The organism is Paenibacillus sp. GCM10027628, assembly GCF_042676385.1.
Classification (GTDB): domain Bacteria; phylum Bacillota; class Bacilli; order Paenibacillales; family NBRC-103111; genus Paenibacillus_E.
Map to the genome: position 1 here is coordinate 18154 of NZ_JBHTHA010000002.1, position 24578 is coordinate 42731.

At 47.5% G+C, this 24578-nt stretch carries 24 protein-coding genes and 1 other annotated feature; of the genes, 3 read left to right on the plus strand and 21 right to left on the minus strand.

What is annotated here, in order from left to right:
- The first annotated feature begins 150 nt into the window (after positions 1–150).
- Positions 151–861 carry a 2,3,4,5-tetrahydropyridine-2,6-dicarboxylate N-acetyltransferase gene (gene dapD / locus ACFQZT_RS01325; RefSeq protein WP_379295798.1) on the plus strand — a complete coding sequence of 237 codons (711 nt, stop codon included), beginning with the start codon at positions 151–153 and terminating at the stop codon, positions 859–861.
- A gap of 21 nt (positions 862–882) precedes the next feature.
- The gene (locus ACFQZT_RS01330) at positions 883–2007 is read left to right on the plus strand and encodes an N-acetyldiaminopimelate deacetylase (RefSeq protein WP_379295800.1); all 1125 of its coding nucleotides are present in this window, start codon (positions 883–885) and stop codon (positions 2005–2007) included.
- Positions 2008–2080: 73 nt separating this feature from the next.
- Here the strand turns inward: ACFQZT_RS01330 and ACFQZT_RS01335 are convergent, their stop codons facing one another.
- From ACFQZT_RS01335 to lspA, 3 genes are read right to left on the minus strand one after another with little or no spacing between them, the layout of a single operon-like run.
- Positions 2081–3238, minus strand: a complete 1158-nt coding sequence (locus ACFQZT_RS01335) for an aminotransferase A (RefSeq protein WP_379295802.1) — start codon at positions 3236–3238, stop codon at positions 2081–2083.
- Positions 3239–3264: 26 nt separating this feature from the next.
- Positions 3265–4221, minus strand: coding sequence for an RluA family pseudouridine synthase (locus ACFQZT_RS01340; protein WP_379295804.1), 957 nt, complete (start codon positions 4219–4221; stop codon positions 3265–3267).
- Entirely contained in the window at positions 4196–4714 is a 519-nt protein-coding gene (gene lspA, locus ACFQZT_RS01345; protein WP_379295806.1) for a signal peptidase II, read from the minus strand. The genes ACFQZT_RS01340 and lspA overlap by 26 nt, the downstream gene beginning before the upstream one ends.
- A gap of 149 nt (positions 4715–4863) precedes the next feature.
- Here lspA and ACFQZT_RS01350 point away from each other — a divergent pair, with 149 nt between their 5' ends.
- On the plus strand, positions 4864–5595 hold the full coding sequence (locus ACFQZT_RS01350; RefSeq protein ID WP_379297882.1) for a TraR/DksA C4-type zinc finger protein: 732 nt from the start codon (positions 4864–4866) through the stop codon (positions 5593–5595).
- Between the two features lie 60 nt (positions 5596–5655).
- On the opposite strand, the gene ileS is transcribed toward ACFQZT_RS01350, so the two are convergent.
- From ileS to spoVE, 18 genes are all read right to left on the minus strand, one after another.
- The gene (gene ileS, locus ACFQZT_RS01355; RefSeq protein ID WP_379295808.1) at positions 5656–8424 is read right to left on the minus strand and encodes an isoleucine--tRNA ligase; all 2769 of its coding nucleotides are present in this window, start codon (positions 8422–8424) and stop codon (positions 5656–5658) included.
- 244 nt (positions 8425–8668) lie between these two features.
- Positions 8669–8914 (minus strand) — a binding site (T-box leader).
- A gap of 95 nt (positions 8915–9009) precedes the next feature.
- On the minus strand, positions 9010–9486 hold the full coding sequence (locus ACFQZT_RS01360; RefSeq protein ID WP_379295810.1) for a DivIVA domain-containing protein: 477 nt from the start codon (positions 9484–9486) through the stop codon (positions 9010–9012).
- A 115-nt stretch (positions 9487–9601) separates the two neighbouring features.
- Positions 9602–10384, minus strand: a complete 783-nt coding sequence (locus ACFQZT_RS01365; RefSeq protein ID WP_379295812.1) for a YlmH family RNA-binding protein — start codon at positions 10382–10384, stop codon at positions 9602–9604.
- 2 nt (positions 10385–10386) lie between these two features.
- On the minus strand, positions 10387–10626 hold the full coding sequence (locus ACFQZT_RS01370) for a YggT family protein (protein WP_379297884.1): 240 nt from the start codon (positions 10624–10626) through the stop codon (positions 10387–10389).
- A 65-nt stretch (positions 10627–10691) separates the two neighbouring features.
- Positions 10692–11114 carry a cell division protein SepF gene (locus ACFQZT_RS01375; RefSeq protein WP_379295814.1) on the minus strand — a complete coding sequence of 141 codons (423 nt, stop codon included), beginning with the start codon at positions 11112–11114 and terminating at the stop codon, positions 10692–10694.
- 29 nt (positions 11115–11143) lie between these two features.
- Positions 11144–11830, minus strand: a complete 687-nt coding sequence (locus ACFQZT_RS01380) for a YggS family pyridoxal phosphate-dependent enzyme (RefSeq protein WP_379295816.1) — start codon at positions 11828–11830, stop codon at positions 11144–11146.
- A gap of 44 nt (positions 11831–11874) precedes the next feature.
- Entirely contained in the window at positions 11875–12720 is an 846-nt protein-coding gene (gene pgeF / locus ACFQZT_RS01385; protein WP_379295818.1) for a peptidoglycan editing factor PgeF, read from the minus strand.
- Between the two features lie 117 nt (positions 12721–12837).
- On the minus strand, positions 12838–13137 hold the full coding sequence (locus ACFQZT_RS01390) for a YlmC/YmxH family sporulation protein (protein WP_188172968.1): 300 nt from the start codon (positions 13135–13137) through the stop codon (positions 12838–12840).
- A 140-nt stretch (positions 13138–13277) separates the two neighbouring features.
- Positions 13278–14060 (minus strand): RNA polymerase sporulation sigma factor SigG, encoded by a 783-nt coding sequence (sigG, locus tag ACFQZT_RS01395; RefSeq protein ID WP_134756195.1) that lies wholly within the window; start codon positions 14058–14060, stop codon positions 13278–13280.
- Positions 14061–14253: 193 nt separating this feature from the next.
- Positions 14254–14976 (minus strand): RNA polymerase sporulation sigma factor SigE, encoded by a 723-nt coding sequence (gene sigE / locus ACFQZT_RS01400; protein WP_188172967.1) that lies wholly within the window; start codon positions 14974–14976, stop codon positions 14254–14256.
- 85 nt (positions 14977–15061) lie between these two features.
- A complete protein-coding gene (gene spoIIGA, locus ACFQZT_RS01405; RefSeq protein WP_379295822.1) occupies positions 15062–15982 on the minus strand; it encodes a sigma-E processing peptidase SpoIIGA in 921 nt (306 codons plus the stop codon).
- 241 nt (positions 15983–16223) lie between these two features.
- Positions 16224–17342, minus strand: a complete 1119-nt coding sequence (ftsZ, locus tag ACFQZT_RS01410) for a cell division protein FtsZ (RefSeq protein WP_379295824.1) — start codon at positions 17340–17342, stop codon at positions 16224–16226.
- Positions 17343–17423: 81 nt separating this feature from the next.
- A complete protein-coding gene (gene ftsA, locus ACFQZT_RS01415; RefSeq protein ID WP_379295826.1) occupies positions 17424–18674 on the minus strand; it encodes a cell division protein FtsA in 1251 nt (416 codons plus the stop codon).
- 275 nt (positions 18675–18949) lie between these two features.
- Complete coding sequence (locus ACFQZT_RS01420) at positions 18950–19855, minus strand: cell division protein FtsQ/DivIB (RefSeq protein ID WP_379295828.1); 906 nt, start codon at positions 19853–19855, stop codon at positions 18950–18952.
- A gap of 116 nt (positions 19856–19971) precedes the next feature.
- The gene (gene murA, locus ACFQZT_RS01425; protein WP_379295830.1) at positions 19972–21240 is read right to left on the minus strand and encodes a UDP-N-acetylglucosamine 1-carboxyvinyltransferase; all 1269 of its coding nucleotides are present in this window, start codon (positions 21238–21240) and stop codon (positions 19972–19974) included.
- Positions 21241–21255: 15 nt separating this feature from the next.
- Positions 21256–22161: a UDP-N-acetylmuramate dehydrogenase gene (gene murB / locus ACFQZT_RS01430; RefSeq protein ID WP_379295832.1), complete on the minus strand. Its 906-nt coding sequence runs from the start codon at positions 22159–22161 to the stop codon at positions 21256–21258.
- Positions 22162–22377: 216 nt separating this feature from the next.
- Positions 22378–23442 carry an undecaprenyldiphospho-muramoylpentapeptide beta-N-acetylglucosaminyltransferase gene (locus ACFQZT_RS01435; protein WP_379295834.1) on the minus strand — a complete coding sequence of 355 codons (1065 nt, stop codon included), beginning with the start codon at positions 23440–23442 and terminating at the stop codon, positions 22378–22380.
- Positions 23443–23448: 6 nt separating this feature from the next.
- Positions 23449–24546, minus strand: coding sequence for a stage V sporulation protein E (spoVE, locus tag ACFQZT_RS01440; RefSeq protein WP_379295836.1), 1098 nt, complete (start codon positions 24544–24546; stop codon positions 23449–23451).
- Between the last annotated feature and the right edge of the window lie 32 nt (positions 24547–24578).

A 24578-nucleotide genomic window follows, 5' to 3' on the forward strand; every position in this document is an offset into this window, starting at 1 on the left:
ACTCGTTAGCGGTCCCTTTTTACCGGAAGTAATCTCCCTTTCTCAGCCATTTCGACAAAAAAAGTCAACTTCTCGGTGAAACCGATTGGCTGAAACGCCGCCTTTCTGATAATATAGGAGAGTCAATCTAAATTTTAAGGAGATGGAACCATGAGTGAAATGAATACCCTAGAAATTATTCAGTTTATCAAAGAGAGCAAAAAAAAGACTCCTGTTAAAGTATATGTAAAAGGAAACCTCGAGGCGATCGACTTCGGCGAAGGCAGCCAATCCTTCATTTCCGGCGGAAGCGGCGTTGTATTCGGCGAATGGAGCGTTATTCAGCCTATTCTGGAAGCTAACAAAGCGCTTGTTCAAGATTTCGTCGTTGAAGCAGATCGTCGTAACTCTGCAATCCCGATGCTGGACCTGAAGCCAATCAATGCCCGCATTGAGCCAGGCGCGGTTATTCGCGACAAAGTACATATCGGAGACAACGCCGTCATTATGATGGGCGCTCTCATTAACATCGGCGCATCGGTCGGCGACGGCACGATGATCGACATGAACGCAGTTCTTGGCGGCCGCGCACAAGTAGGCAAAATGTGCCACATCGGCGCAGGCGCTGTCGTTGCCGGCGTTATCGAGCCCCCTTCCGCACAACCTTGTGTGATTGAAGATGATGTACTCGTCGGCGCTAATGCTGTTATTTTGGAAGGCGTTCGTATCGGAAAAGGATCCGTTGTCGCTGCCGGTGCCATCGTTACTCAGGATGTCGAAGAATATACAGTCGTAGCCGGAGCACCTGCTCGGGTCATTAAAAAAGTGGACGATAAAACGAAGTCCAAAACCGAAATTTTACAAGATCTTCGCACCCTGTAAGGTGTTTGGGAGGGATTCCATATGGCTAGCCCTTTCATAGAGCTGCGCCGTCAGCTTCACCAAATACCTGAGCCCGGCTTTCTGGAATTCAAGACGCAGCAGCTGCTCTTGGACACACTGGCCCGGCTGCCGCAAGACAGAATGACGATCCGCACTTGGCGGACAGGCATTCTGGTGTATATTGCGGGTACGAACCCGACGAAGCGTTACGGCTATCGCGCGGATATGGACGGGCTGCCCATTACGGAAGAGACGACGCTTCCGTTCCCTTCCCAGCATCCGGGCTTTATGCACGCTTGCGGCCATGATCTGCATATGTCGATTGGCATGGGGGTTGTCACCCACTTTGCCAATAAGCCGATGAAAGATGATCTGGTCGTACTCTTTCAACCGGCTGAAGAAGGCCCTGGAGGCGCACTGCCCATGCTAGCCGCTGAAGAGCTGCAAGATTGGAAGCCCGATCAGATCATGGCGCTGCACATTGCTCCGGAGTATCCGGTTGGCACAATTGCCACAAGGCCAGGTATTTTGTTTGCAAATACATCAGAGCTTTTCATCGATCTTCTCGGCAAAGGCGGTCATGCCGCTTACCCGCACCAAGCGAACGATATGATCGTAGCGGGCTCACAAATGGTCGGACAATTGCACACGATCGTGTCCCGCAACGTGAATCCGCTGGATTCGGCCGTCATTACGATCGGTAAAATGGAAGCAGGAACGAAGCAGAACATCATCGCTGAAAAAGCGCGCTTGGAAGGTACGATCCGTACCCTTTCCGCCGATTCCATGGCTAATATTAAGAAACGCATTGAAGCCGTTGCTTCCGGAATCGAAAGCTCCTTCGGTTGCAAAGTCTCCATCGACTATGGTTCGAACTATCGCCAGGTTTATAATGATCCTGCATTAACCGAGGACTTCATGGACTGGCTCCGCACCAATGATCACATTCAGCTCGTTGAATGCACGGAAGCAATGACCGGCGAAGATTTCGGCTACTTCTTGGAGCAAATCCCAGGCTTTATGTTCTGGCTGGGCGTTGATACGCCGCATGGACTGCACAATGCCAAGCTCGAGCCGGATGAGCGTGCGATTGACGTCGCTATTGAGACGATCACCGCTTATCTGCGTTATCAGTCCAGTTTATAGAAAACAATAAAACCTCCGAATCTTTGTGAATTCGGAGGTTTTTTTGATAAAAGTTCCAGGAACTTCGTGCAGATCAAGAAAGTTTACTAATAAATCGCTCAACACGATCCAGAGATTGCTCAAGCACTTCCTGCGAATATGCGTAAGAAATACGGATATAGCCTTCCCCATATGAGGTGAAGGCATCGCCAGGAACTACAGCGACGTGCTCCTCTTGCAGCAGCCTCATCGCAAACTCCTGCGATTTTAGGCCAAATCGGGCGATTGAGGGGAACAAATAAAACGCTCCGTTTGGCTTCTCCAGCTCGAAGCCCATGGTCAGCAATCGATCATAAACATAATCTCTGCGAGTTTCATAGCTTTTCCGCATAGGCAGTGCATCGTCCACCCCGTTCGTCAATGCTTCCACTGCGGCATATTGACTTACAGAACTGGCACAAGTCACGTTATATTGGTGAACTTTCACCATATGCTCCGTCAAGTAGGCGGGTGCAAACGTAAAGCCAATACGCCAACCGGTCATCGCGTGCGATTTGGACAAGCCATTAATCACGATTGTTTTCTCTCGCAGCTTGCCGATGGTCCCGATGGATCGATGGTTCTCTCCATAAACGAGCTCGCTATAGATTTCATCGGATAAAACAAACACGTCCCGATCTTCCAACAAGCGAGCCAGATCGGACAGTTCTTGTTCCGTTAACACTTGTCCTGTCGGATTGGAAGGGTAGCATAGAATGACGCAACGAGTGTTAGCCGTTAAATATGGTTCTAACAAATCCGCCGTTAATTTCAACCCGTTCGTTCTCGTATCGACATAAACCGGCACTCCGCCTGCTAGCCGGATCAAGGGCTCGTAGCCAGGATAGATCGGCGCTGGAATAATCACTTCAGCTCCTGGTGTCAGAATCGTACGCAGCGTAATATCCACAGCTTCACTTGCGCCAACCGTTACAATAATTTCATCCGCTGCGCGGTATTGCTGACCGTATTTATTACGAACGAAGCCTGATGCTGCTTCACGAAGCTCAAGCAAGCCGGGATTTGGTGTATAGACCGTTTTATTTTGTTCCAAAGCCCGTTGTCCCGCTTCGATAATATGCCGCGGCGTTGGAAAATCGGGCTGGCCTATCGTTAATGTCAATGCACCCGGTATGGTGCTTACAAGGTTGGATATTTTGCGTATGCCTGAGATCTGGATCTCTTTCACTTGTGGATTAATAAGATGTTCCATCCGATTCACTCCCCCATGGATGAATGCTACGATGTCCTTAAAATATGGAGGAGATGCTCCATATCCGCAGGAAGCGGCGCTTCAAACTGCAGCGTTTCCCCCGTTCTCGGATGAACGAAGCCGAGAGCCGCAGCATGCAGGGCTTGCCCGCTTGTTTCCATCGTGATGCCTTTGCTTCTACCGTACATCGGATCCCCGACAAGCGGATGACCAATGAATTTCATATGGACTCTGATTTGATGGGTCCGACCGGTTTCGAGCTTCAACTCCACCAATGTGCAATCGGCGAAACGCTCCAACACAACAAAATGAGTTACTGCGTGTTTGCTATTGCGATCGGTTACCGTATACATCTTGCGGTCCTGCGTATCTCTGCCGATTGGCGCATCAATCGTCCCATGCTCATGCTGGATCGTACCATGAACGATGGCTACATATTTGCGGTGTACGGTATGTGCTTTTAGCTGATCGGCCAAACTCGCATGTGCCTTATCGTTCTTCGCTGCCATAATCAAGCCGGAAGTGTCTTTATCGATTCGATGCACAATACCGGGACGAAGCTCGCCGTTAATACCGGATAAATCTTTACAATGATACATCAGCGCATTCACCAATGTACCTGAATTATGGCCTGGGGCCGGATGTACGACAAGTCCTCTGGGTTTATTGACGACGATTACATCCGAATCTTCAAACACAACGTTCAAGGGAATGTCCTCCGCTTTAAGTTCCACTCCCGTTGGTTCCGGAATGTTCAAAGCGATTACATCATTTTCCGAGAGTTTGTAATTCGGCTTAATAGCTTTTCCGTTAACCTTCACATGACCGTCTTTCACCCATTGCTGCACTTGTGTTCGGGATACATCTTCCTCTAAGGCTTCTGTAATAAATTTATCGATACGCTCACTTGCATACTGCCGTTCAACCGTCCATTCCACAGCTTCACTGAGCGCTGATTCAGGAGAGGTCTGGTTTGTGTTCATGTGTTGCTCCTTTTTTCTCTTTTCTCCAAACGAGCAGCGATTCTAAGAAAATCAGGATAACCCCAATTACAATGGCCGAATCAGCTACATTGAAAATCGGATAAATGTAATAAATCGCTTTGCCGAACAAGGTGAAATCGAACGTAAATTGCAAGAAGTCAACGACTTCCCCGAACAGCGCCCGATCCAAAAAGTTGCCTAGCGCACCGCCTAAAAGCAAACTAAGCGCGAATGACAGCAATACTTTGCCTTCACGGATGGTGCGACGTATGTACCAAAGGATACCGATTACAACGACCAGTGTGATGATAATGAAAAACCATCTTTGATTTTGTAAAATGCCGAAGGCCGCGCCGCGGTTGCGATGCGAGGTGATAACGAAAAACTCACCGAGTATGGAACGTTCTTCACCGATGGGAATACGTTTCACAATCATCCATTTGGTGGCTTGATCAAGCAAGAATACAATTAACGCATACAAGTAATACTTCACGTTATTTCCTCCTAAAAGTTTTCCGAAAAAAACGATCTTCATCAGCACTAACTAGTCCCTTATATTCAAGGAATTACCTCACTAAAAAAAGCTTCCGCTCGGCACTATAACGGTATGGAACATTCCGCAAGAAGGGAGCTGTGCCGATGATGACCCATTTGACCGAGCAGCAACTAAGAGAATTAAATCTGCAGCTATTGGAGGAAAAGCTTGATCTTGAACGTCATTTTGATTCAAATGACAATTTTGGCTTGTCCCGTTCATTTATAGACAGCACCGGCGAGCTTTCGATGTATGACAACCATCCCGGCGACATTGCTTCAGAAATCTATGAGCGAGAAAAAGATATTTCTTTAAATGAGCATGCTGAATTTCATCTTCGTCAAGTGAATGAAGCGTTGGCTCATATGGACCGAGGCGATTACGGCGTTTGCGTATTTTGCAAAAGCCCCATACCTTTTGAGCGACTGCAAGCCATACCAACCACACTCTACTGTCTTGAGCATGTGCCTGATCCGGAAGAGTCCGAACGCCGTCCAGTTGAAGAGCGAGTACTCTATCCGCCGTTTGGTCGAACAAGCTTTGACGAGCGCAATGACGAAACCGAATTCGACGGTGAAGATGCATGGCAAATCGTCGAAAGCTGGGGAACTTCCAATAGTCCCGCGTTTGCGGAAGACCCGAACGTCGGAGACTATAATGAAATGTACATTGAAGCCGACGAGCATGAAGGCTTCGTTGAATCATTTGAAAGCTTCGTCGCAACCGACATGTATGGCGATCACGTGACAATCGTTCGAAGCAAGGCATACCGCGATTACTTGCACAATGGCGAAGGCGATCCCTTGCTCGAGCCTGAAGACTCTTACGATCGCGATTAAATTTACAACAGGACAAACGAGCTTCGCTCATTTGACGAAAGCTCGTTTGTACCCGTTGGACTACTCTTGATAATGAGCCGTTACGACATCATTGCATCGGACGCAAAGCGTTGGATGCTCTTTACTGTGCCCAACCTCTGGCGTCACTATCCAGCAGCGCTCGCACTTCTCGCCTTCAGCCACAGCAATTACAATCGCTGTATCCTTCGACTGATAAGCGCCTTCCGGCACTGCCGTGCCCGGCTCATGCACCTCAACTGCCGATACAATGAACAATTGATCCAATTGTTCGAATTGGTTCAACAAGCCGTAGACACGCTCATTCGGATAAAGGTGAACAGCAGCTCCAAGAGAGTTTCCGATCACTTTCTCTTTCCTTGCTTCTTCCAGCGCCTTCAGCACTTCATCTCTAACATCCAAGAAACTGTCCCACTTCTTTTCCAGTTCCTCATTGTAAAGATTCGTCTGCTCTTCAGGCAATTCTGCAATCTGCACACTGTTCTGTTCTACTCCCGGAATGTACTTCCATACTTCATCAGCGGTAAAAGCCAGAATCGGAGAAATCAATTTCGTGATCGCCGTGAGCGCCTCGTACAATACCGTTTGTGAGGCTTTGCGCGCTGCATCATTCGGAGCGCCCGCGTATAGACGATCCTTGATAACATCCAGATAGAAAGAGCTCATTTCTACAGCGCAGAAATGGTGGATCATTTGATAAACTACATGGAACTCATAATTTTCATAGGCTTTCACGACTTTTTCAATCATCCGATTCAGACGGATCAATGCATAACGGTCTAGCTCTGATAAGCTTTCCGGAGCAACGCGATCTGTGGCCGGATCAAAATGGCTCAAGTTACCGAGCAGGAAACGCAGCGTGTTACGAATTTTGCGATATACTTCGGTTGTTTGATTCAAAATGTTATCCGAAATCCGGTGATCCGATTGATAATCGACAGAAGATACCCATAAACGGAGGATATCGGCGCCAAGCTTGCCGGCCACTTGCGTCGGGTCAATCGTGTTGCCGATCGATTTGGACATTTTACGTCCTTCCCCGTCAAGCGTAAAGCCATGACTAAGAATGCCTTTATAAGGTGATTGGCCTCTTACAGCGACACCGGTAATCAAGGAAGAATTAAACCATCCGCGGTATTGGTCGGAACCTTCCAAATACAGATCAGCCGGCCATTGCAGTTCCGGACGTGCTTCAAGAACCGCTGCATGACTTGAACCGGAATCGAACCAGACGTCCATGATATCCGTTTCTTTGCGGAAATCGCCATGACCACACTTTGCGCACGATGTTCCGTGAGGCAGCAATTCCTTTTCATCCTTGATAAACCAAGCATTCGATCCTTCTTTGGCAAACAATTGCGCCACATGTTCGATTGTTTGCTCGTTCACCAGCGGTTCATTACAACTGCGGCAGTAGAAGATCGGAATCGGAACGCCCCAAGCGCGTTGTCTCGAAATACACCAGTCGCCACGCTCGGCGATCATGTTGTGCAAGCGAACTTCGCCCCATGTCGGCGTCCAATTCACTTTTTTGATTTCTTCAAGCATCTCGTTTCTAAATTTATCGATGGAAGCAAACCACTGTTCCGTCGCCCGATAAATAACAGGCTTTTTCGTACGCCAATCATGGGCATATTGATGCTGGATTTCCCCTGCTTTAAGCAGCAGTCCGACTTCCTGCAGCTTCTCAATGACGAGTTTGCCGCCTTTTTCATAGAACAGACCTTCGAATCCTGGCGCTTCTGCCGTAAAATGACCTTGATCATCAACCGGACAAAGCACGCCGATATTGTAGCGCTGACCAATCGCGAAGTCGTCCTCTCCATGGCCCGGAGCCGTGTGTACGCAGCCCGTACCCGCTTCCAGCGTGACATGCTCGCCAACCATGACCAGTGATTCCCGATCGTAGAAAGGATGCTGACAAGTCGCGTATTCCAGCTCACTGCCCTTCACTGTGGACAATACATTGTAATCCGTCCAGCCAATTTCTTTGGCAGCAGCTTCTACCAAGCCTTGTGCCAGCACATATTTTTTACCGTCAGCTTGTACAACCGCATAATCGAATTCTGGGTGCAAAGAAATCCCTAAGTTCGCCGGTAAAGTCCAAGGTGTGGTTGTCCAGATCACAATAGCAGCATCCTGCGGCAGTTTGCCTTTGCCGTCTTTTACAGGGAAAGCCACATAGATGGAGGATGATGTCTTTTCTCTATATTCGATTTCCGCTTCGGCAAGCGCACTTTCGGAAGACGGAGACCAATAAACTGGCTTCAAGCCCTTGTAGATATAGCCTTTATGCACCATCTGACCGAAAACGCGGATTTGCTGCGCTTCATACTCAGCTTGCAGGGTAATGTACGGGTTCTTCCAGTCGCCGCGAATACCTAGTCGTTTAAATTGGCTCTTCTGTTTCTCCACCCATTGAAGCGCATATTCTTCGCAATATTTGCGGAACTCGTGGACGGACATTTTTTTGCGGTCCACTTTACCGCCATTGGTGATGGCCTGCTCAATCGGCAAGCCGTGTGTGTCCCAGCCCGGAACATAAGGCGCATCATAACCTTGAAGGGTTTTGAAGCGAACGATGATGTCTTTCAATACCTTGTTCAGAGCATGTCCGATATGAATATCGCCATTCGCGTACGGAGGCCCGTCATGCAAAATGAATTTTTCGCGGCCTTTACGGCTCTCTTGTACTTTAGCGTAGATATCCTCCGCTTCCCAGCGTTCTTGAATTTTCGGTTCCGCTTGCGGCAAATTACCTCTCATTGGGAACTCGGTTTGCAATAAATTCAATGTTTTTCCATAATCCATGTTCAACCACTCCATTCCTGCCATTCAACTAAATTAATAAAATAAGAGCTAAAAAAGTTCGCTTTCAGAACCGAGAAGGTTGGACGATATCTGGAGAAGGAGGAACGGAGCGTAGTGATTTGCTACGTGAGTACCGGACTTCCCAGATTCGTTCAAGATTCGATGTCGAGTAACCTTCTAGAAATGCTTCGTTATCAAAGTGGACTTTTTTAACAACCTATAATACAAAAAAACCTCTCATCCCAAAAGGGACGAGAAGCTCATCTCGCGGTACCACCCTCGTTAAAAAGCTGATGAAGCAAGCCATGAGGCGTGCATCCATAAAACTCTCTCACTCGTCCATGGATAACGGCATGACCCGATTCTCTCTACTCATTTCAAGAGACGCTCCTGGGGGATATTCGGCACGCTGCAGAGATTAGGCTCACACCAAAACCCTAATTCGCTGTCACTGCGGTAACGTCCTACTCGTTCCAATCATCGCTTTGCATTCAATACATTTAACAGGAGTATAACGAATTCATTAGGCATAGTCAATAAGATCAATCCCCCAATAAAATTCGCCATGACCACTTAGAGACTCACTTACTCTGCTTGATGATCCATCTGCATGCTTTGCCAGCCTTCGTTATTCAAGAGCTCCAGCTGAGCTTCCAGCAAAGTCCGAAACCGCGTGCGGTAAATGGAGGCTTGCTTCTTCAGCTCCTCGATCTCGAGAGCAACCTTACGGGAACGAGCCAGCGATTCGTTAATGATACGGTCTGCGTTCTTCTCTGCCTCTTTCAGGATGAGCTGCGCCTCTTTCTTGGCGTTGTTTTTCACCTCATCCGCAGCCTCTTGAGCAACGATAATCGTCTTGCTGAGCGTCTCCTCGATATTCGAAAAATGATCCAATCGTTCTTGCAAGGTTACTGTTTGATTATGCAGATCTTTATTCTCTCGAATCAGCGCCTCGTAATCTTTGATCACCTGGTCCAAAAATTCATTGACTTGATCCTCGTCATAACCGCGGAAAGAGCGGGAAAATTCCTTGTTATGTATGTCAAGCGGTGTTAATGGCATTCGTGCCCCTCCTTAGAGTTTTCGTAGATAACTTGCTTCGCAAGCAATCCGGTACATGATCAGTTCGACAGAAACCAATAAATTCCTGCATCGTTCGCGGATAAATTATCCGCTGTCACGCATATTTGCCGATCTTCACACGAATCCGCCCTTTTTTGGTAACACCTTCCACCTCAAGCACCTTAAAACGTCCGAATCCTTGCAATGACACCATATCCCCTTCTTTGAGCGGTTTGCTCGGATCCTCTTCCAACTTCCAATTGACGCGGCAGCGCCCAGCTTGGATCGGAATTAGCACCTTGGCCCTGCTTAGTCTGAAAACATCGCTGACAATGCCATCCATTCGCAGCGAAGCCACGGATAAGTTAAGTTCTTCCAGCTGCACCTTGGCCAGCTCAAGCTTATCCAAAGGCAACAGCTCCGTTTGTACGTGCACCCGGTGTACCTGCGACAAATTCAAGTGCAAGTAATCGGCTGCATCTTTGGCTACGAGACAGTGACAGCCACCCTCTATAACATGAATATCGCCAACCTTGTCTCGCTTCATGCCGAGTCCAAGAATGGCGCCCATGTAATCTCCATGTTCTAAGGTCAAAAATTTCCCGTCTCCAGACGATACGGACAATACGGCGATGCCCATGTCTTCATCGTCTAATGCGCGGTAATCCGGTGCGATTATCGCTCTTTTGCGTTCGGCGGCCGGATAGCCACCATCCATGCGGCAATGCACATCCGGATGGCGGTTCACTAACGTGTTCAAGATAAAGGCTTGTCTTGGATCCAAAAAGTCCGTCCGCTTCACGGCATGCTGCTCAGCGGCTCGCTCCACCCATTCCAAAGCCTTATCGACAAAATGATGTTCATCCGGATGAAAATGACCATAAATTTCTTTTTGCAAGGTTAGAACACTCCAACGATAAAATCAAGTACGGCCACAATTCCCATCACCACAAAGCGCAATGCGATGAGAGCTACGATTGGCGAAAAATCAATAAACCCTACACTCGGAATAATTTTTCGGAATGGACGTAAATAAGGCTCAACTAATTTCCCAAGAAGATCCCCGATAAAGCTTTCTCGCGCGTTAGGAAACCAGGAGAGAATCAAATATCCAATAATCATAAAATAATAAATTTCCATCAAAATGCCTAGATAATAGTGAACGTAGTCCACGTATGCATTCACCTCTATGTCAGGATATGCGTCTATTCCTCACCCATCATTTCAGAGATATGACCGTGAATATCAACAGAATCCGGAGTGCAGAGGAAGATATTCGGTCCGAGCTTGGATATAGACCCATTTAAAGCATATACCGTTCCGCTTAAGAAATCCACTATGCGGACGGCTTGATCCCCGCGTACCCGCTGCAGATTCACCACGACCGCTCTTCGAGATCGAAGATGATCGGCGATATCTTGAGTTTCTTCATAGGTGCGGGGTTCGCTCAGCACAACACGGGCATTTTTCTGCGAATGAATGCTGACGACGTTGGCTTTATTTTTACTACGCATTTCATACGGATTGGTTTCAGGTTCTTCGGTTGCTTCTACAATTCGTTCCCGTTCCACAATCTCTTCTTCTTCTTGAAGGCCAAGAAAATTCATAAATTTGTTCATAACACCCACTGCTATTCCCTCCTTGTCTTATCGAGTATTCAAAGTTCTTTACCTACTAAAATGGTTCCTAATCTCACCCAGGTAGCCCCTTCTTCTATGGCCACTTCAAAATCGCCCGACATCCCCATCGAAAGTCCGGTGATCTTATAAGAGAAGATTTTCTGATTGTTCAAGCGGTCGCGAAGCTCTCTTAGGCCTCTGAAAACTGGTCTCGTCGCTTCGGCTTCCATTTCATAAGGAGCCATAGTCATCAAACCGGCGATATGTATGTTTTTCATTTGGCTTATTTCCTTGGCAAAGTCAAGAAGATTTTCCGGAGCCATTCCGTATTTGGACTCTTCACCTGAAACGTTGACTTGCAGCAAACAATTTACTTGGATTCCTAGAGCTGCAGCTTGCTTGTCCAATTCTTTGGCGAGCGATATGCGGTCCAGCGAATGGATATAGGCGAACTTGCCTATAACATCTTTTACTTTATTCGTCTGCAGATGTCCGATGAAATGCCAGGTTCCACGCTCGTGCAGGGCCTCCCATTTGGGCTTCACATCCTGCCAACGGTTCTCACCGATATGTTGGAGTCCTTCGTCCAATACAGTTTTCGTTGTCTCCAGCGAAACATATTTCGTAACAGCGATCACTTTAACTTCATCTTCGCGACGTCCGGACCGCTGACACGCAGCTTCGATTCGTGCATGAACATCTTGTATGCGTTCACGTAAACTCAATTTGTAAGACACCTCAATTCAACACGTGGCCTGAACAGGACTTCTTATTTAAGCCCGATCCAAGCAACCATTCTCCCTGTAACTCCGCCTTCTTTTCGATGTGAAAAAAACGTATCAGTGCTACAGCTCGTACATAACTGAGTTACTTCGATATGTGACGACAAAATTCCTGCTTGTTCAATCAAAATTCGGTTTAATTCTTGTAAATTCAGCATATACTTCCCGTTCTCTTTGCTTTGAATGATTGGGTAAGCTTGATCCGGAGAACTTCCAATGTCTGAGAGCGCCTCATATACCCGCGAAGCAACCATGTCATCCACCTCGTAACAGCAAACGCCAATGGATGGCCCAATGGCAGCACGAATATGTTCAGGCCGGCTACCAAAAGTATGTGTCATTAAGGATATTGTAGCCATGGAAATTTTTAGTACCGTTCCTTTCCAGCCGGCATGCGCAAGTCCAACAGCACGATTGACAGGGTCATAAAAATAGAGAGGTACGCAATCCGCAAACTGGGCGCAAAGGACAATGCCTTTCTCATTGGTGATAAATCCATCTTTGGCTTGGATCGCGCCTTCCCGCGTCAAACGGCCCATGCCCTTCTCTTGATTACTTACAACAATGACTTCTTTGCCATGCACTTGCTCCGCATACGTAAAAGATTCGAAAGGCAGGCCAATAGCCTTAGCTAATAACAATCGATTCTCAACCACATGCTCAGGTACATCGTTCACATGAAGTCCGCAATTCATAGACGTATACGGCGACTCACTAACCCCTCCATGTCGCGAGGTAAAGCCGGCCGTTAACTCCGGGTACTGCTTCATCCAGCTATCTATCGTAAAAAGGACTGGCTGATCATCCTTTTTTTGTTCCACGAATGGTTCCACTATGGTCTCTCCCTTTATCATCGATCTCCCCTATTACTTTATCATAAAATGGAAAGACACACGATAGACGCTCGGCCACGCCGCCATAGCAGCTGCCTTTATCACGTGTGTCTTGTATCAATTTCGAAATTGCCGGTTGTACTCATACACCTGCTCATTTTCCTCGGTTTGACGGTAAGGTCTTGCATCTTCGAGTTTCACGAGCACGACATCTGCGCCGATTTTCACAATATGTTTCCATGGAATAATGACATCCGTTCCGGAGCCAAACAATCCGAAAAATCGGCTTTGGTTCGGCACGACAATCGATTCAATACGGCCTTGACGCAAATCAAGCTCTAAATCGCTGATTTGACCTAACTTTTTGCCATCCACAATATTAATAACATCCTTTGTCTGGAAATCGGATATTTTCATGAGGCTGTTCACCACGAATCTTCAAAGGATTTTGCCTTGCTTTGTACTAGTATATGTAGGAGGTGGGCAAAATGTCCTGCAAACCAAAAAAAGACCTTCACGGCTCGTCTACAGCCGATCCAGTCTTTATGTTAACAGCTTTATGTTTTCACATGTTTCTGCATCTGGGAGATGGCCGACTTCTCCAGCCTCGATACCTGCGCTTGGGAAATGCCAATCTCGTCGGCGACTTCCATCTGCGTCTTGCCTTCGAAGAATCGCATGGACAGAATCATCTTCTCCCTTGCATTCAGCTTCCGCATCGCTTCCCGCAGCGCAATGCCTTCGATCCAGGACATGTCCTTGTTGCGCTCATCACTGATCTGATCCATGACATAGATCGGATCCCCGCCATCATGATAAATCGGCTCGAATAATGACACGGGATCTTGAATCGCATCCAGTGCAAACACGACATCCTCTTTGGGGACATTCAGCGCTTCCGATATTTCATAAATGGTCGGTTCGCGCGAATTTTGGTTCGTTAAGCTATCTCTAACCTGTAACGCTTTGTAAGCAATATCCCTTAAGGAACGAGATACCCGGATCGGGTTATTATCGCGCAAGTAACGGCGAATCTCACCGATGATCATCGGGACTGCATAAGTGGAAAATTTGACATTTTGGCTCAAATCAAAGTTATCAATGGCTTTCATTAAGCCAATGCAACCGACCTGGAAGAGATCGTCCACATATTCTCCCCGGTTATTGAACCGCTGAATCACGCTGAGAACCAGCCTAAGGTTCCCGTTCACTAATTTCTCTCTTGCAGCTCGCTCCTGTTTTGTCTGCAGCTCGGCGAATAACTCGCGCATTTCAGCATTGGTCAGAACAGGCAGTTTGGCGGTATCAACACCACATATCTCGACTTTATTTCGGGTCACCGTGATTACCTCCCAAGGAGAAACATTAATGTTAATTATCCCCCTGAGCGATTGATTTATTCGTGCCCAAACCTCCTTGCCCCGACTTGACAAAAGGGTTTGAACTTGCTCCCTCCCGTGACTGCTGAACAAATTCGACATCGGCTCCAGAAAAAAAATTTTTACATGGAAAAAGAGAGGTTACCCTCTCTTCTTAGACCATTTTATTAAACTCCTTACGGAGCCGTTTAATAATGCGCTTTTCCAGCCTGGATATGTAGGACTGCGAAATACCAAGCAAATCCGCAACATCCTTCTGCGTCTTCTCTTCACCGTCCTGCAAACCAAAACGCAATTCCATAATAATGCGTTCCCGCTCCGTTAGCTTGTCGAGCGCTTTATGCAGCAGTTTCCGGTCCACCTGCTCCTCGATATTGCGGTAGATCGTATCGTTCTCCGTCCCAAGAACGTCGGATAGTAGGAGTTCGTTGCCATCCCAGTCGATGTTAAGCGGCTCGTCGAAGGAGACTTCGGTACGAATTTTGCTGTTACGGCGCAAATACATGAGAATTTCATTTTCTATGCAGCGTGAAGCGTAGGTAGCGAGTTTAATTTTCTTCTCGGGATCAAAGGTGTTGACGGCTTTAATCAATCCGATCGCGCCAATGGAGACCAAGTCCTCTATATTGATGCCTGTATTCTCGAATTTTCTAGCTATATAGACAACCAATCGCAGATTGCGTTCGATTAGCATAGCACGAATCGCCGCATCTCCGGACGGTAGTTTTTCCAATAAGTATTCTTCTTCTTCTCTTGTTAATGGCGGCGGGAGCGCTTCGCTACCACCTATGTAATAGATTTCTTCGCCTTTGAGCCCTAAGAACATTAAGATGCGATAATAAGTAAGCTGCAACAGCAATTTCCACTTCAAGAGCATGTTAATTTCCTCCTAAGAGTTTTCCGGCAGGAAAACTTTCTTCGTAAGCATAAGCTGAGCTTTTCGTTAGACCCCCCATGCCGCATTAGCCGGCAGCCACCAAAGTGGGGTGGATAATCGCTTGATACGAACCGTCGCTGCAAAGCTTGCCTCCATCAAGACCAATAAGCACCTTTGAAACTTCGATTTGCTTGTTATTATGGGTTATCACCACCTTATCCGGTTTGATGGCGAGCATGAACTGCGTATTGCGATTAACTCCCCGGTAAGGCACAAGGCGCAAACGATCCTGCCAAACAAATTCTTCAGTACCTAATCCGCTTATGATCTGATCCACATCCGCAGAGCGGATTCTTTGCAGCCATTCCCCAGGAAGAATGTCACTCCATTGAGAAACTTCCATGACCATAACGGGCGTTCTCGTCAGAGGATCATAAAGCTGATTCCCAGTATCAATAAGACCGCTGCAGGTGGCAGTGAAATCGTCAACATGAATTGTCACTTCGGCCAAGAAGGTCGTTAACTCTTCACGCTGTTTGGTACTCAAAAATACGGTTCGAAACCACCAGATAAGCGGCAAAAGCAACAGAAGAACAAAAATGATACCCACTTGCAATTGGAACACGGGTGCTCCGGATTGCGTGAAGACAATACCTTTCATGACATCAGAAGAAGACGCCCAAACATAATGAATGCCGAACATCCCCCCGGCGACAGCAAAGTTAACCAGAAGAAACGCTCCCAGGTTTCGCAAAAAATTTTGTAAGCTGCCGAAGCCAAAAGCTGTCATAATCATTCCAATACAAAATATACATTTCACAGAAAATGTAAATAAAAAAGAAGGAACTGGTAAAAACATCATGACTACATAAGAAGCGCCTAGAAATGCCGAGACCGCAATTCTCCACCATTTGAACGATAATTTTCGCGTTTTCGCAGTCACGATGAGCATAACCGCATCCATCAGGAAGTTTAACAGGAAAATGAGATCTGCATAAACGACCACAAGTTCCTCACCTCCCAAAACCGACGCTACTAATAATTCACCAAATGTGAAAAGATCCATCGACGGTTCTAAACCAGTATAAAATAATCATATTTCAAAGTCTGTCTAAACTTGCTAGTTATTTGCAACTTTTTTTGTCAGTTGTTGCGGCCCTTCAAAAAGTAGAGAAGCCTGATAGAACAGCAAAAAACCGAAGTCTCTACATGTGTAGGGCTTCGGTCTCTTTACAAACAATGTGTATTTATTTGTCGTTATTCCGGCCGCGGTTGCGCAGGAACGTCGGAATATCCAATTGGTCATTCGATGGTTGGCTTCCAAAAGGTCGCAAGTTGTTCAAACGATTGTCAGAAACTGTTTCTTGTTGGCTTGACACTGGGCGTTTCGCCGGCTGTTGCGCTGGCGCCGCTTTATGTTCAAAACCGGTTGCAATAACGGTTACTAAGATTTCATCTTTGAGTTTGTCATCAATGACCGCACCAAAAATCATATTAACATCAAGATCGGATGCTGAAGCAACGATATCCGCAGCTTCATTGACTTCGTACAAACTCAAATTCATACCGCCTGTAATGTTCATTAACACACCGCGAGCTCCATCAATGGAGTTTTCCAAGAGCGGGCTCGAGATTGCTTTCTTAGCTGCTTCCGCAGCGCGATTCTCGCCTGTCGCTACACCGATTCCCATAAGCGCGGAGCCGCGTTCGGTCATAATCGTTTTGACATCGGCAAAGTCCAGGTTGATCAAACCAGGCGTTGCGATCAAGTCCGAAATCCCTTGTACGCCTTGACGCAGTACGTTATCCGCTTCGCGGAATGCTTCCAGCATCGGTGTTTTCTTGTCGACGATTTCTAAGAGACGATCATTGGGAATAATGATCAACGTATCCACTTTTTCTTTCAGAGCTGCAATGCCTTGCTCGGCTTGCAAGGAACGCTTACGTCCCTCAAACGTGAACGGGCGGGTAACGACACCAACCGTCAGGGCACCGACTTCCTTGGCGATTTCCGCAATTACCGGAGCTGCACCAGTTCCTGTGCCGCCTCCCATACCTGCCGTAACGAACACCATATCAGCACCGCGTAGCGTGTTAAGAATAAGCTCTCTTGACTCCTCCGCCGCTTTCTTCCCTACTTCAGGATTAGCGCCGGCGCCAAGACCACGAGTCAGCTTGTCCCCAATTTGCAGCTTGTGCTCCGATTTAGCAAGGTGCAGTGCTTGAGCATCGGTATTCACCGTAATAAACTCAACGCCTTTTACACCGTTTTCAATCATACGGTTCACCGCATTACTACCGCCGCCACCAACACCGATGACTTTTATTTGAGCCAATTGGTCCATATCCAGATCAAATTCAAACATGCGAGCCATATCCCCCTAACTGTACATTCACTTGCGACTTGTTACACAATTTTACTCATAAACCTACCAGATGCATTTGGTTTATATGAACTCACTAAAGAAATTTTTCATTCGTTCCATAAAACCGGGTTTACTGCTTTCGGAGGATTTCTTACTTGTCGTTTTCACTTCTTTTTTCTTCGTATTAAAGCCTGAGTTGCGATTTTTCATGTACTTGGATACGAATTGAATAATGCCAACACCGCTAGTGTAGGAAGGATCCCGCACGCCGATAAAATCAGGAACGGCTATGCGAACAGATGTTGCAAGTTCTGCTTGTGCAACCGGAAGCATACCCGGCATACAAACGGTCCCCCCAGTGAGCACGTAACCACCGGTCAAATCGCCATAGCCCAAACGATGTACTTCCGCACGAATCAACTGGAAGATTTCTTGAACGCGAGGTTCGATAATATTCGCGAGGTCAACCTGCGAGAATTCCTTTTCTACGTTGCTGCCGATTCTTGTCACTTTAAACACTTGATCCGGAGCTGAATCATCAATGGACGCGCAGCCGTATTTCAGCTTAATCTTTTCAGCAATTTCCAGCTGCGTCCGCAATCCAATCGCGATATCATTGCTAATAAATTCCCCACCGATGGGTATCGTTGAGGTTGCCACCAAATTGCCTTGTTCGAAAACGGCAATTGTCGTCGCCCCAGCCCCTACATCAACCAGTACGGTGCCAATGGCCTTCTCGTCCTTGGATAATGCGAGCTGTCCGGATGCTAAGGACATTAGTATGAGGCCTGCTACCTTCAGTTCGGATTTTTCCACAACGCGAATTAAATTATGTATGCCTGTCTTGGCCCCTGTAATGATGGTCGCTTCCACTTCCAAGCGAACTCCAATCATGCCGCGAGGATCATTAATGCCTTCTTGTCCATCAACTAAATATTGCTTGGGTACGACTCCAATGATTTCACGCTCGGGTGGTAATGCGATAACTCTGGCTGCCTGAATGACCCGATCAATATCCTCTTCACCAATTTCTCTGTCTTCATTGGAAACGGCAACAACGCCATGACTGGATTGAAGCGCGATATGATTGCCGGTAATCCCAACGTAAACCTCGGAAATTTGTACGCCAACCATTCGTTCGGCATGATCCACCGCACTACGAATCGAATTCACAGTTTGATCGATGTCGACAATGGCGCCTTTGCGAATACCCTCTGACTCGGCAGATCCCACACCTATTATATTAATGGTTCCGCCCACGACTTCCCCAATAATAGCACGAACCTTGGATGTACCGATGTCCAAACTAACAATGATGTCATTGTTGCTCAAGCCCCTGGCACCTCCTGTAACTTGGTAAAAAAGTGAGTTGATCACAGATTCTTCTGTACTTATTCAACACAACTGCCATATTCCCTCTTTTTTCTACATTTTTTTTACAACCTAGTAATATTCATATTATAGATGTTCAAAATAGCAATTAAAATCAGCCACTCAACTAGCAATTAATTCCAATAGAGTAACTATTTTAATATACGCATATTTAACCATAAAACTAATTTTAACATTATTTTAAGCACTTGAGTAGCCCATCCCGCGTTTTTTTGTCAAGAAGGACGCACTGTTTCCTTAGGTGTTATTTTGGGGGTTGATTTAGGTGTCTGCTTGACACCAGACTTGCCATTGTCCTTGCTGGGACTGGGTGTTGGACTTGGACTGCCGGCCGTCTTCTGATTAGTTAGACTGTTTGCATCGCTTTTTTGTTCATCGTTTGGATCAAAAGGGACATGATTATCTACTTCCAGCATATTGATAATCCCATTGGTAATATGTTCTTCTTGCAAGCTCGCCACATAGGCAGGCAAGTTATCAATTTTTTCAGCTAAATACGTGATCGTTGTATAAACTTCGAATTGTGACCTTGTGTAGAGTTTGATTTTGTCCGGATAGGAATCCGAAGGATCCGGCTTAATCTCTGACACGTCTGCCAAGCTGCTAGACGGAATTTCCCCTAACACTTTACACAATGCCGCTTTATTCGGGTCACTATCGGACCAACCGGTTAGGATCGGCATATCCAGGGGGAAACTGCCTGTTGACAGCTTGACAACCGCTCCATCGGCAAGAACAGCCTCTTTCGTACCATCTGCACCCATCTGAAAAGCAACTTTCGGATATTCTTGAACGGCAATATGAATGATGCCCGGAAAATGTTTCGTTACTTTCGCTGACTTGACAATGGGTAAAGTCATGACACGTTTTTCAACGCTTTGTGAACTCACCGCAAAGAAACGATCGCCAGCCGCAATTTGCGCAGCTTGTCCGATTGCATCTGATGCGATCAGTTGGTTGCCTTCAATTTGGATGGCGCTGATTCGACTAAGCGAGGACTGGAAAAAGAGAATGACCAGCACCGTGATAAAAAAAATAAATAAAAAGCCTAACAGCTTTCGATTGGTACGCGCACGCGGCTTAGGATTGGGCAGGGCGGGAACTTTGCGGTCTTCAGACAAGATGGGCACCACCTAAGAATTATTCGGGAGAAAATTGACACCAACATATACACGTGCGAAAACCGTGCATCCCTTCCTGTAAGCAGGAAGGGATCCGCGGAAGTCAAAAGTACGATTTACTCGCTTGGAACAGGCATTTGGCGATGCACAGAGGCTCCCAATCTGGAAAGCATAACTTCGATTCTATCATAGCCTCTATCAATATGATGAATTTGCTCAACGATCGTCGTGCCATGCGCAGCCAAACCGGCAATCACGAGTGCGGCACCGGCACGCAAATCAGTCGCCTCTACGGTTGCACCGTACAATCTGGGAACGCCTCGAATAAAGGCTGAACTCATATCGACACGGATGTCTGCGCCCATACGAGACAGTTCATCTACGTGCTTGAATCTACCTTCAAATATCGTTTCTTTCATCACACTAAGTCCGTCCGCTAGAGAAAGCAGAACCATGACCTGTGACTGAAGATCCGTTGGAAACGCCGGATGCGGCGAGGTGACGATGCGTTCGACGGCTTTCGGCCTTGCCGGACAGCTCACCTGTATTATATCACCGCTCGTTGCGATTTGAACACCCGCACGCTTGAGGACGTGAATCACCGAAGTAAGATGGGCGGGATTCACGTTTTCCAGCGTGATATTGCCTCTTGTTGCGGCTGCAGCGACGAGGAAGGTTCCGGCAACGATGCGGTCCGGTATAATGCGATACGTACAAGGAGACAGCGTTTTGACTCCACGAATCGTGATCGTATCCGTGCCTGCCCCGATGATATCGGCGCCCATCGCATTCAGGAAATGTTGCAGATCCTGAATCTCAGGCTCACGGGCTGCGTTGTAAATCGTCGTAATGCCTTCTGCTTTTACAGCAGCCATCATAATATTTTCCGTGGCTCCAACGCTCGGAAAGTCGAGAACGATCTCGCATCCTTGAAGCTTTTCGGCGGTACATACAATTTTGTTGGCGGATTCTTCGATTTGGGCTCCTAGTGCCTGTAGTCCTTTTAGATGCAGATCAATTTTACGTTCGCCAATGGCGCAGCCGCCTGGTTGGTACACGGTAACACTGCCGAATTTGGCAAGTAGCGGTCCCATAAGAAAGATGGAGGAACGCATTTGCCCCATCAATTCTTCAGGGATATGAGAGGAATGAGCTGTGGATGTTGTGACGGATACGCTGTCCCCCTGCTGCTCTGCCCGGCATCCAAGCGCGCGGAGTATCCGCAGCATCGTATCGATATCGAGCAGATTAGGAACATTGTGCAAGGTGTGTGTGCCGCTAGCCAAGATGCAGCCTGCTAAGATTGGTAATGCGGCGTTTTTCGCGCCGTGTATCTGGATGGCTCCCGAGAGAGGTCTTCCACCTTCGATAACGAGCTTCTCCAAAATTCCACCTCCGATTTACCTCTCACCCATCACCAAAACCTCAGGCACAAGTGCAACCCCGTACTGATCCAGCACGATTTGCTGCACCTCTTGGATTAGAGTGAGAACGTCCACGGCTGTAGCATTCCCGGTATTAACAATGAAATTGGCGTGCAGCGGTGAGATTTCCGCTCCGCCGACACGTTTGCCTTTCAGGCCGGCTTCTTCAATAAGTTTCGCCGCAAATCCCCCGGGGGGATTCCGAAATACACTGCCGGCGCAAGCTAGCTGACCGGGCTGTGTGCGTCGTCGCCTGTCGCGGTATGCCGCCATGGCTCCAGCGATCTCTTTGCGATCTCCGATCTGCAGTTCAAAGACAGCTTCTGTTACGATGCCGGGCAGCGTATGCAGGATCGAGTGCCGATAGGCATACTGTAATTCCTCCGCCTGCATGGTGACCAATTCCCCTGTGTCCAGGATAACTTCAGCCTGCTTGAGTATGCGTGACACATCAGACCCGTGAGCCCCTGCATTCATGTAGACGGCGCCCCCCACAGAACCGGGAATTCCAGAAGCAAACTCGAGTCCGGTTAATCCTTCTTTGGCTGCCAAAACGGACAATTTAATGAACGAATAGGAACCGCCTGCATACACGGTAGTGCCTTCGAACCGAAGCGTTTCTAAGGCATTACCCAGCTTCATGACGACGCCCCTTATTCCTTTATCGCTCACGAGCAGATTCGATCCCCGGCCGATAATCGTCCACGGTACGCCGCGTTCATGTAAGATTCGAATTGCGGCCACAACCTGCTCTTTAGTGTGCGGAATGACCAGCACATCGGCTGGACCGCCGATTTTCCAAGTCGTATATGGAGCCAGTCGTTCATTCGTTCGAATTTCGCCGATATTTGCTGCCTGTAAGTCGGATATCAATTGCTGCATGGGAAAACCTCCTTCACAGAACTTCGGGTGAAATGCGCGAGCGTAAAACCGTATTGGCTGCTCTGTCATTCCATCTATACGAGCCGTTCCGAAATCGGCCGCTTTCCGGTATTTGGCAACGTATAGAGCCTTAGGTGTCTGTCACGGTTATAGTGTAGTTTATGTAAAATCGGAAAGAGTGTGACAATTGCCCATCCGCTTTCGCGAAATCGGGTCTTATAAGCTATGCGTTTCAATTAATTTGACGATCGATTCCGCAGCATTGGTATCACTTCGGGATGCCATGGCCGCTTTGTATGTCTCTCGATTCTCATACAGAGCTTCAACGTGCTGAGCGAGAGCTTCCGCAGTCAGCTCTTCCTCAGGAAGTACGTCGGCATAGCCGGCTTTTTGGAACGATTTTGCATTTAAAATCTGGTCTCCTCTGCTCGCTTGCAGCGATAAAGGAATGAGCAGCATCGGCTTTTCCAAAACGAGAAATTCATAAATGGAAGTGGCCCCCGCCCGGGAAATGACCAGGTCTGACATCGCCAACATATCCGGCAGTTCATCGGCTATGTATTCGAATTGCCTGTAGCCTCTTCGTCCGGAGAACTCTTGCGATATATTGCCTTTTCCGCAAATATGTACGATTTGAAATCGGTCAAGCAATCGATCCAGATTGTCCCGCACTGCTTGATTGATCGCTTGGGATCCAAGACTTCCGCCCATGATCAATATCACAGGCTTTTGCGAGTGAAAATCGCAGAGTTGATATCCCCTTGAAGCCTTCCCGTTCATAATCCCCTCGCGAAGCGGCAATCCGGTTAGAACCGCTTTTTGTCCCTGCACATGTTGTATCGATTCGGGAAAAGTTACACAAACTTTGGTCGCAAAAGGAATGGAGATTTTATTGGCAAGCCCCGGCGTTATATCCGATTCATGAATAATAACCGGAATCTTATTCATCCGGCCGCCGAGAACGACCGGGACGGAAACGAACCCGCCTTTCGAAAATACGATGGCGGGCTTCAAACGACGCAGCAATCTATACGATTCATAAACGCCTTTGATAACTTTGAAAGGATCTTTGAAATTTTTAATGTCGAAATATCTGCGCAACTTCCCCGAGGAAATTGGATAAAAAGGAACGCCCTCGCGTTCGATAATGTCTTTCTCGATACCGTCGGCCGAACCGATATAGTGGATATCCCAGCCTAGCTGACGAAGTTTGCTCATCAGCGCAATATTAGGCGTAACGTGCCCGGCGGATCCGCCACCGGTAAACACGATTGTTTTCATGCTCTGTCACCTCGAATAACGGGATATATTGAGCAGGATGCCGATCGACGTGAGCATAAGCGTCAATGACGATCCTCCTGCACTTATGAGTGGCAAGGTAATGCCCGTAACCGGAAACATCCCGATAACAACGCCAATGTTAATGATGACCTGCACAGCAATCATCCCGATAATGCCGACCGCGATGAGGCTTGCAAATGTATCTGGAGCAGTAATAGCCGCACGCATGCCTCTCCACACCAGAATGGTGAATAACAGAAGCACAAGCGTACCGCCAATGAACCCAAGTTCTTCAGCAATAATAGAGAAAATAAAATCCGTTTGCGGCTCAGGCAAGTAGCTGTATTTTTGACGGCTCATGCCTAGTCCAAGTCCGACCAAGCCTCCGGGTCCGATGGCATAAAGCGATTGAATCGACTGATAACCTGCTCCAAGCGGGTCCTGCCATGGGTCTAAAAAGGCGGTAATCCGCTGCAAGCGGTAAGGGGCGGCAATAACAAGCCCTACAAAACCCGCAACCCCTATCATACCTAGATAAGAGAGATGTAGCAATCTCGCGCCGGATGTGTAAATGATTAGCAGTGAAGCGCCTACGAGAACAACGCCCGTTCCAAGGTCCGGCTGCATCATAATAAGTCCGAAGGCCAAGCCCATAATGCCAAGCGGAGGCAGAAGCCCTTTAGTAAATAGCGTAATTTTCGCCTGCTGCTCGGACAACATTTTGGAAAGAAAAAGAATCATGCCGATTTTCATAAATTCAGAGGGCTGAATTCCAAAAGCGCCGATGCCAAGCCAGCTTCTCGCACCGCCACGAACGACCCCAATGCCTGGGATCAAGACGATAAGGAGCATGCCGAAACAGACGAAAAGCGCGATCCGCGCATACTTTTTCCATACCAGATAATCCACATTCATGGTAAAAAACATAGCGATAACGCCTAAAACCGCAAAAAGCAGCTGGCGTTTCAAGTAATACAACGAATCGCCGAAATCGTGAAAAGCAAGAACCGCACTGGCACTATACACCATAATGACGCCGATTGTCAAAAGCAACAGAGTAGGAATAATAATCCAAATGTCCGGAGCGGACCGCGCTTTACCCATAACATGACACCTCTTAGCCAAGTGTTGTGGGC

Bases quoted from the DNA above. Each gene is read 5' to 3' on its own strand.
- dapD (WP_379295798.1), top strand. From the start codon at position 151: ATGAGTGAAATGAATACCCTAGAAATTATTCAGTTTATCAAAGAGAGC.
- ACFQZT_RS01330 (WP_379295800.1), top strand. From the start codon at position 883: ATGGCTAGCCCTTTCATAGAGCTGCGCCGTCAGCTTCACCAAATACCT.
- ACFQZT_RS01335 (WP_379295802.1), bottom strand. From the start codon at position 3,238: ATGGAACATCTTATTAATCCACAAGTGAAAGAGATCCAGATCTCAGGC.
- ACFQZT_RS01340 (WP_379295804.1), bottom strand. From the start codon at position 4,221: ATGAACACAAACCAGACCTCTCCTGAATCAGCGCTCAGTGAAGCTGTG.
- ACFQZT_RS01350 (WP_379297882.1), top strand. From the start codon at position 4,864: ATGACCCATTTGACCGAGCAGCAACTAAGAGAATTAAATCTGCAGCTA.
- ileS (WP_379295808.1), bottom strand. From the start codon at position 8,424: ATGGATTATGGAAAAACATTGAATTTATTGCAAACCGAGTTCCCAATG.
- ACFQZT_RS01360 (WP_379295810.1), bottom strand. From the start codon at position 9,486: ATGCCATTAACACCGCTTGACATACATAACAAGGAATTTTCCCGCTCT.
- ACFQZT_RS01370 (WP_379297884.1), bottom strand. From the start codon at position 10,626: ATGGAAATTTATTATTTTATGATTATTGGATATTTGATTCTCTCCTGG.
- ACFQZT_RS01390 (WP_188172968.1), bottom strand. From the start codon at position 13,137: ATGAAAATATCCGATTTCCAGACAAAGGATGTTATTAATATTGTGGAT.
- sigE (WP_188172967.1), bottom strand. From the start codon at position 14,976: ATGCTCTTGAAGTGGAAATTGCTGTTGCAGCTTACTTATTATCGCATC.
- ftsZ (WP_379295824.1), bottom strand. From the start codon at position 17,342: ATGTTTGAATTTGATCTGGATATGGACCAATTGGCTCAAATAAAAGTC.
- murB (WP_379295832.1), bottom strand. From the start codon at position 22,161: ATGCAGCAATTGATATCCGACTTACAGGCAGCAAATATCGGCGAAATT.
- ACFQZT_RS01435 (WP_379295834.1), bottom strand. From the start codon at position 23,442: ATGAAAACAATCGTGTTTACCGGTGGCGGATCCGCCGGGCACGTTACG.
- spoVE (WP_379295836.1), bottom strand. From the start codon at position 24,546: ATGGGTAAAGCGCGGTCCGCTCCGGACATTTGGATTATTATTCCTACT.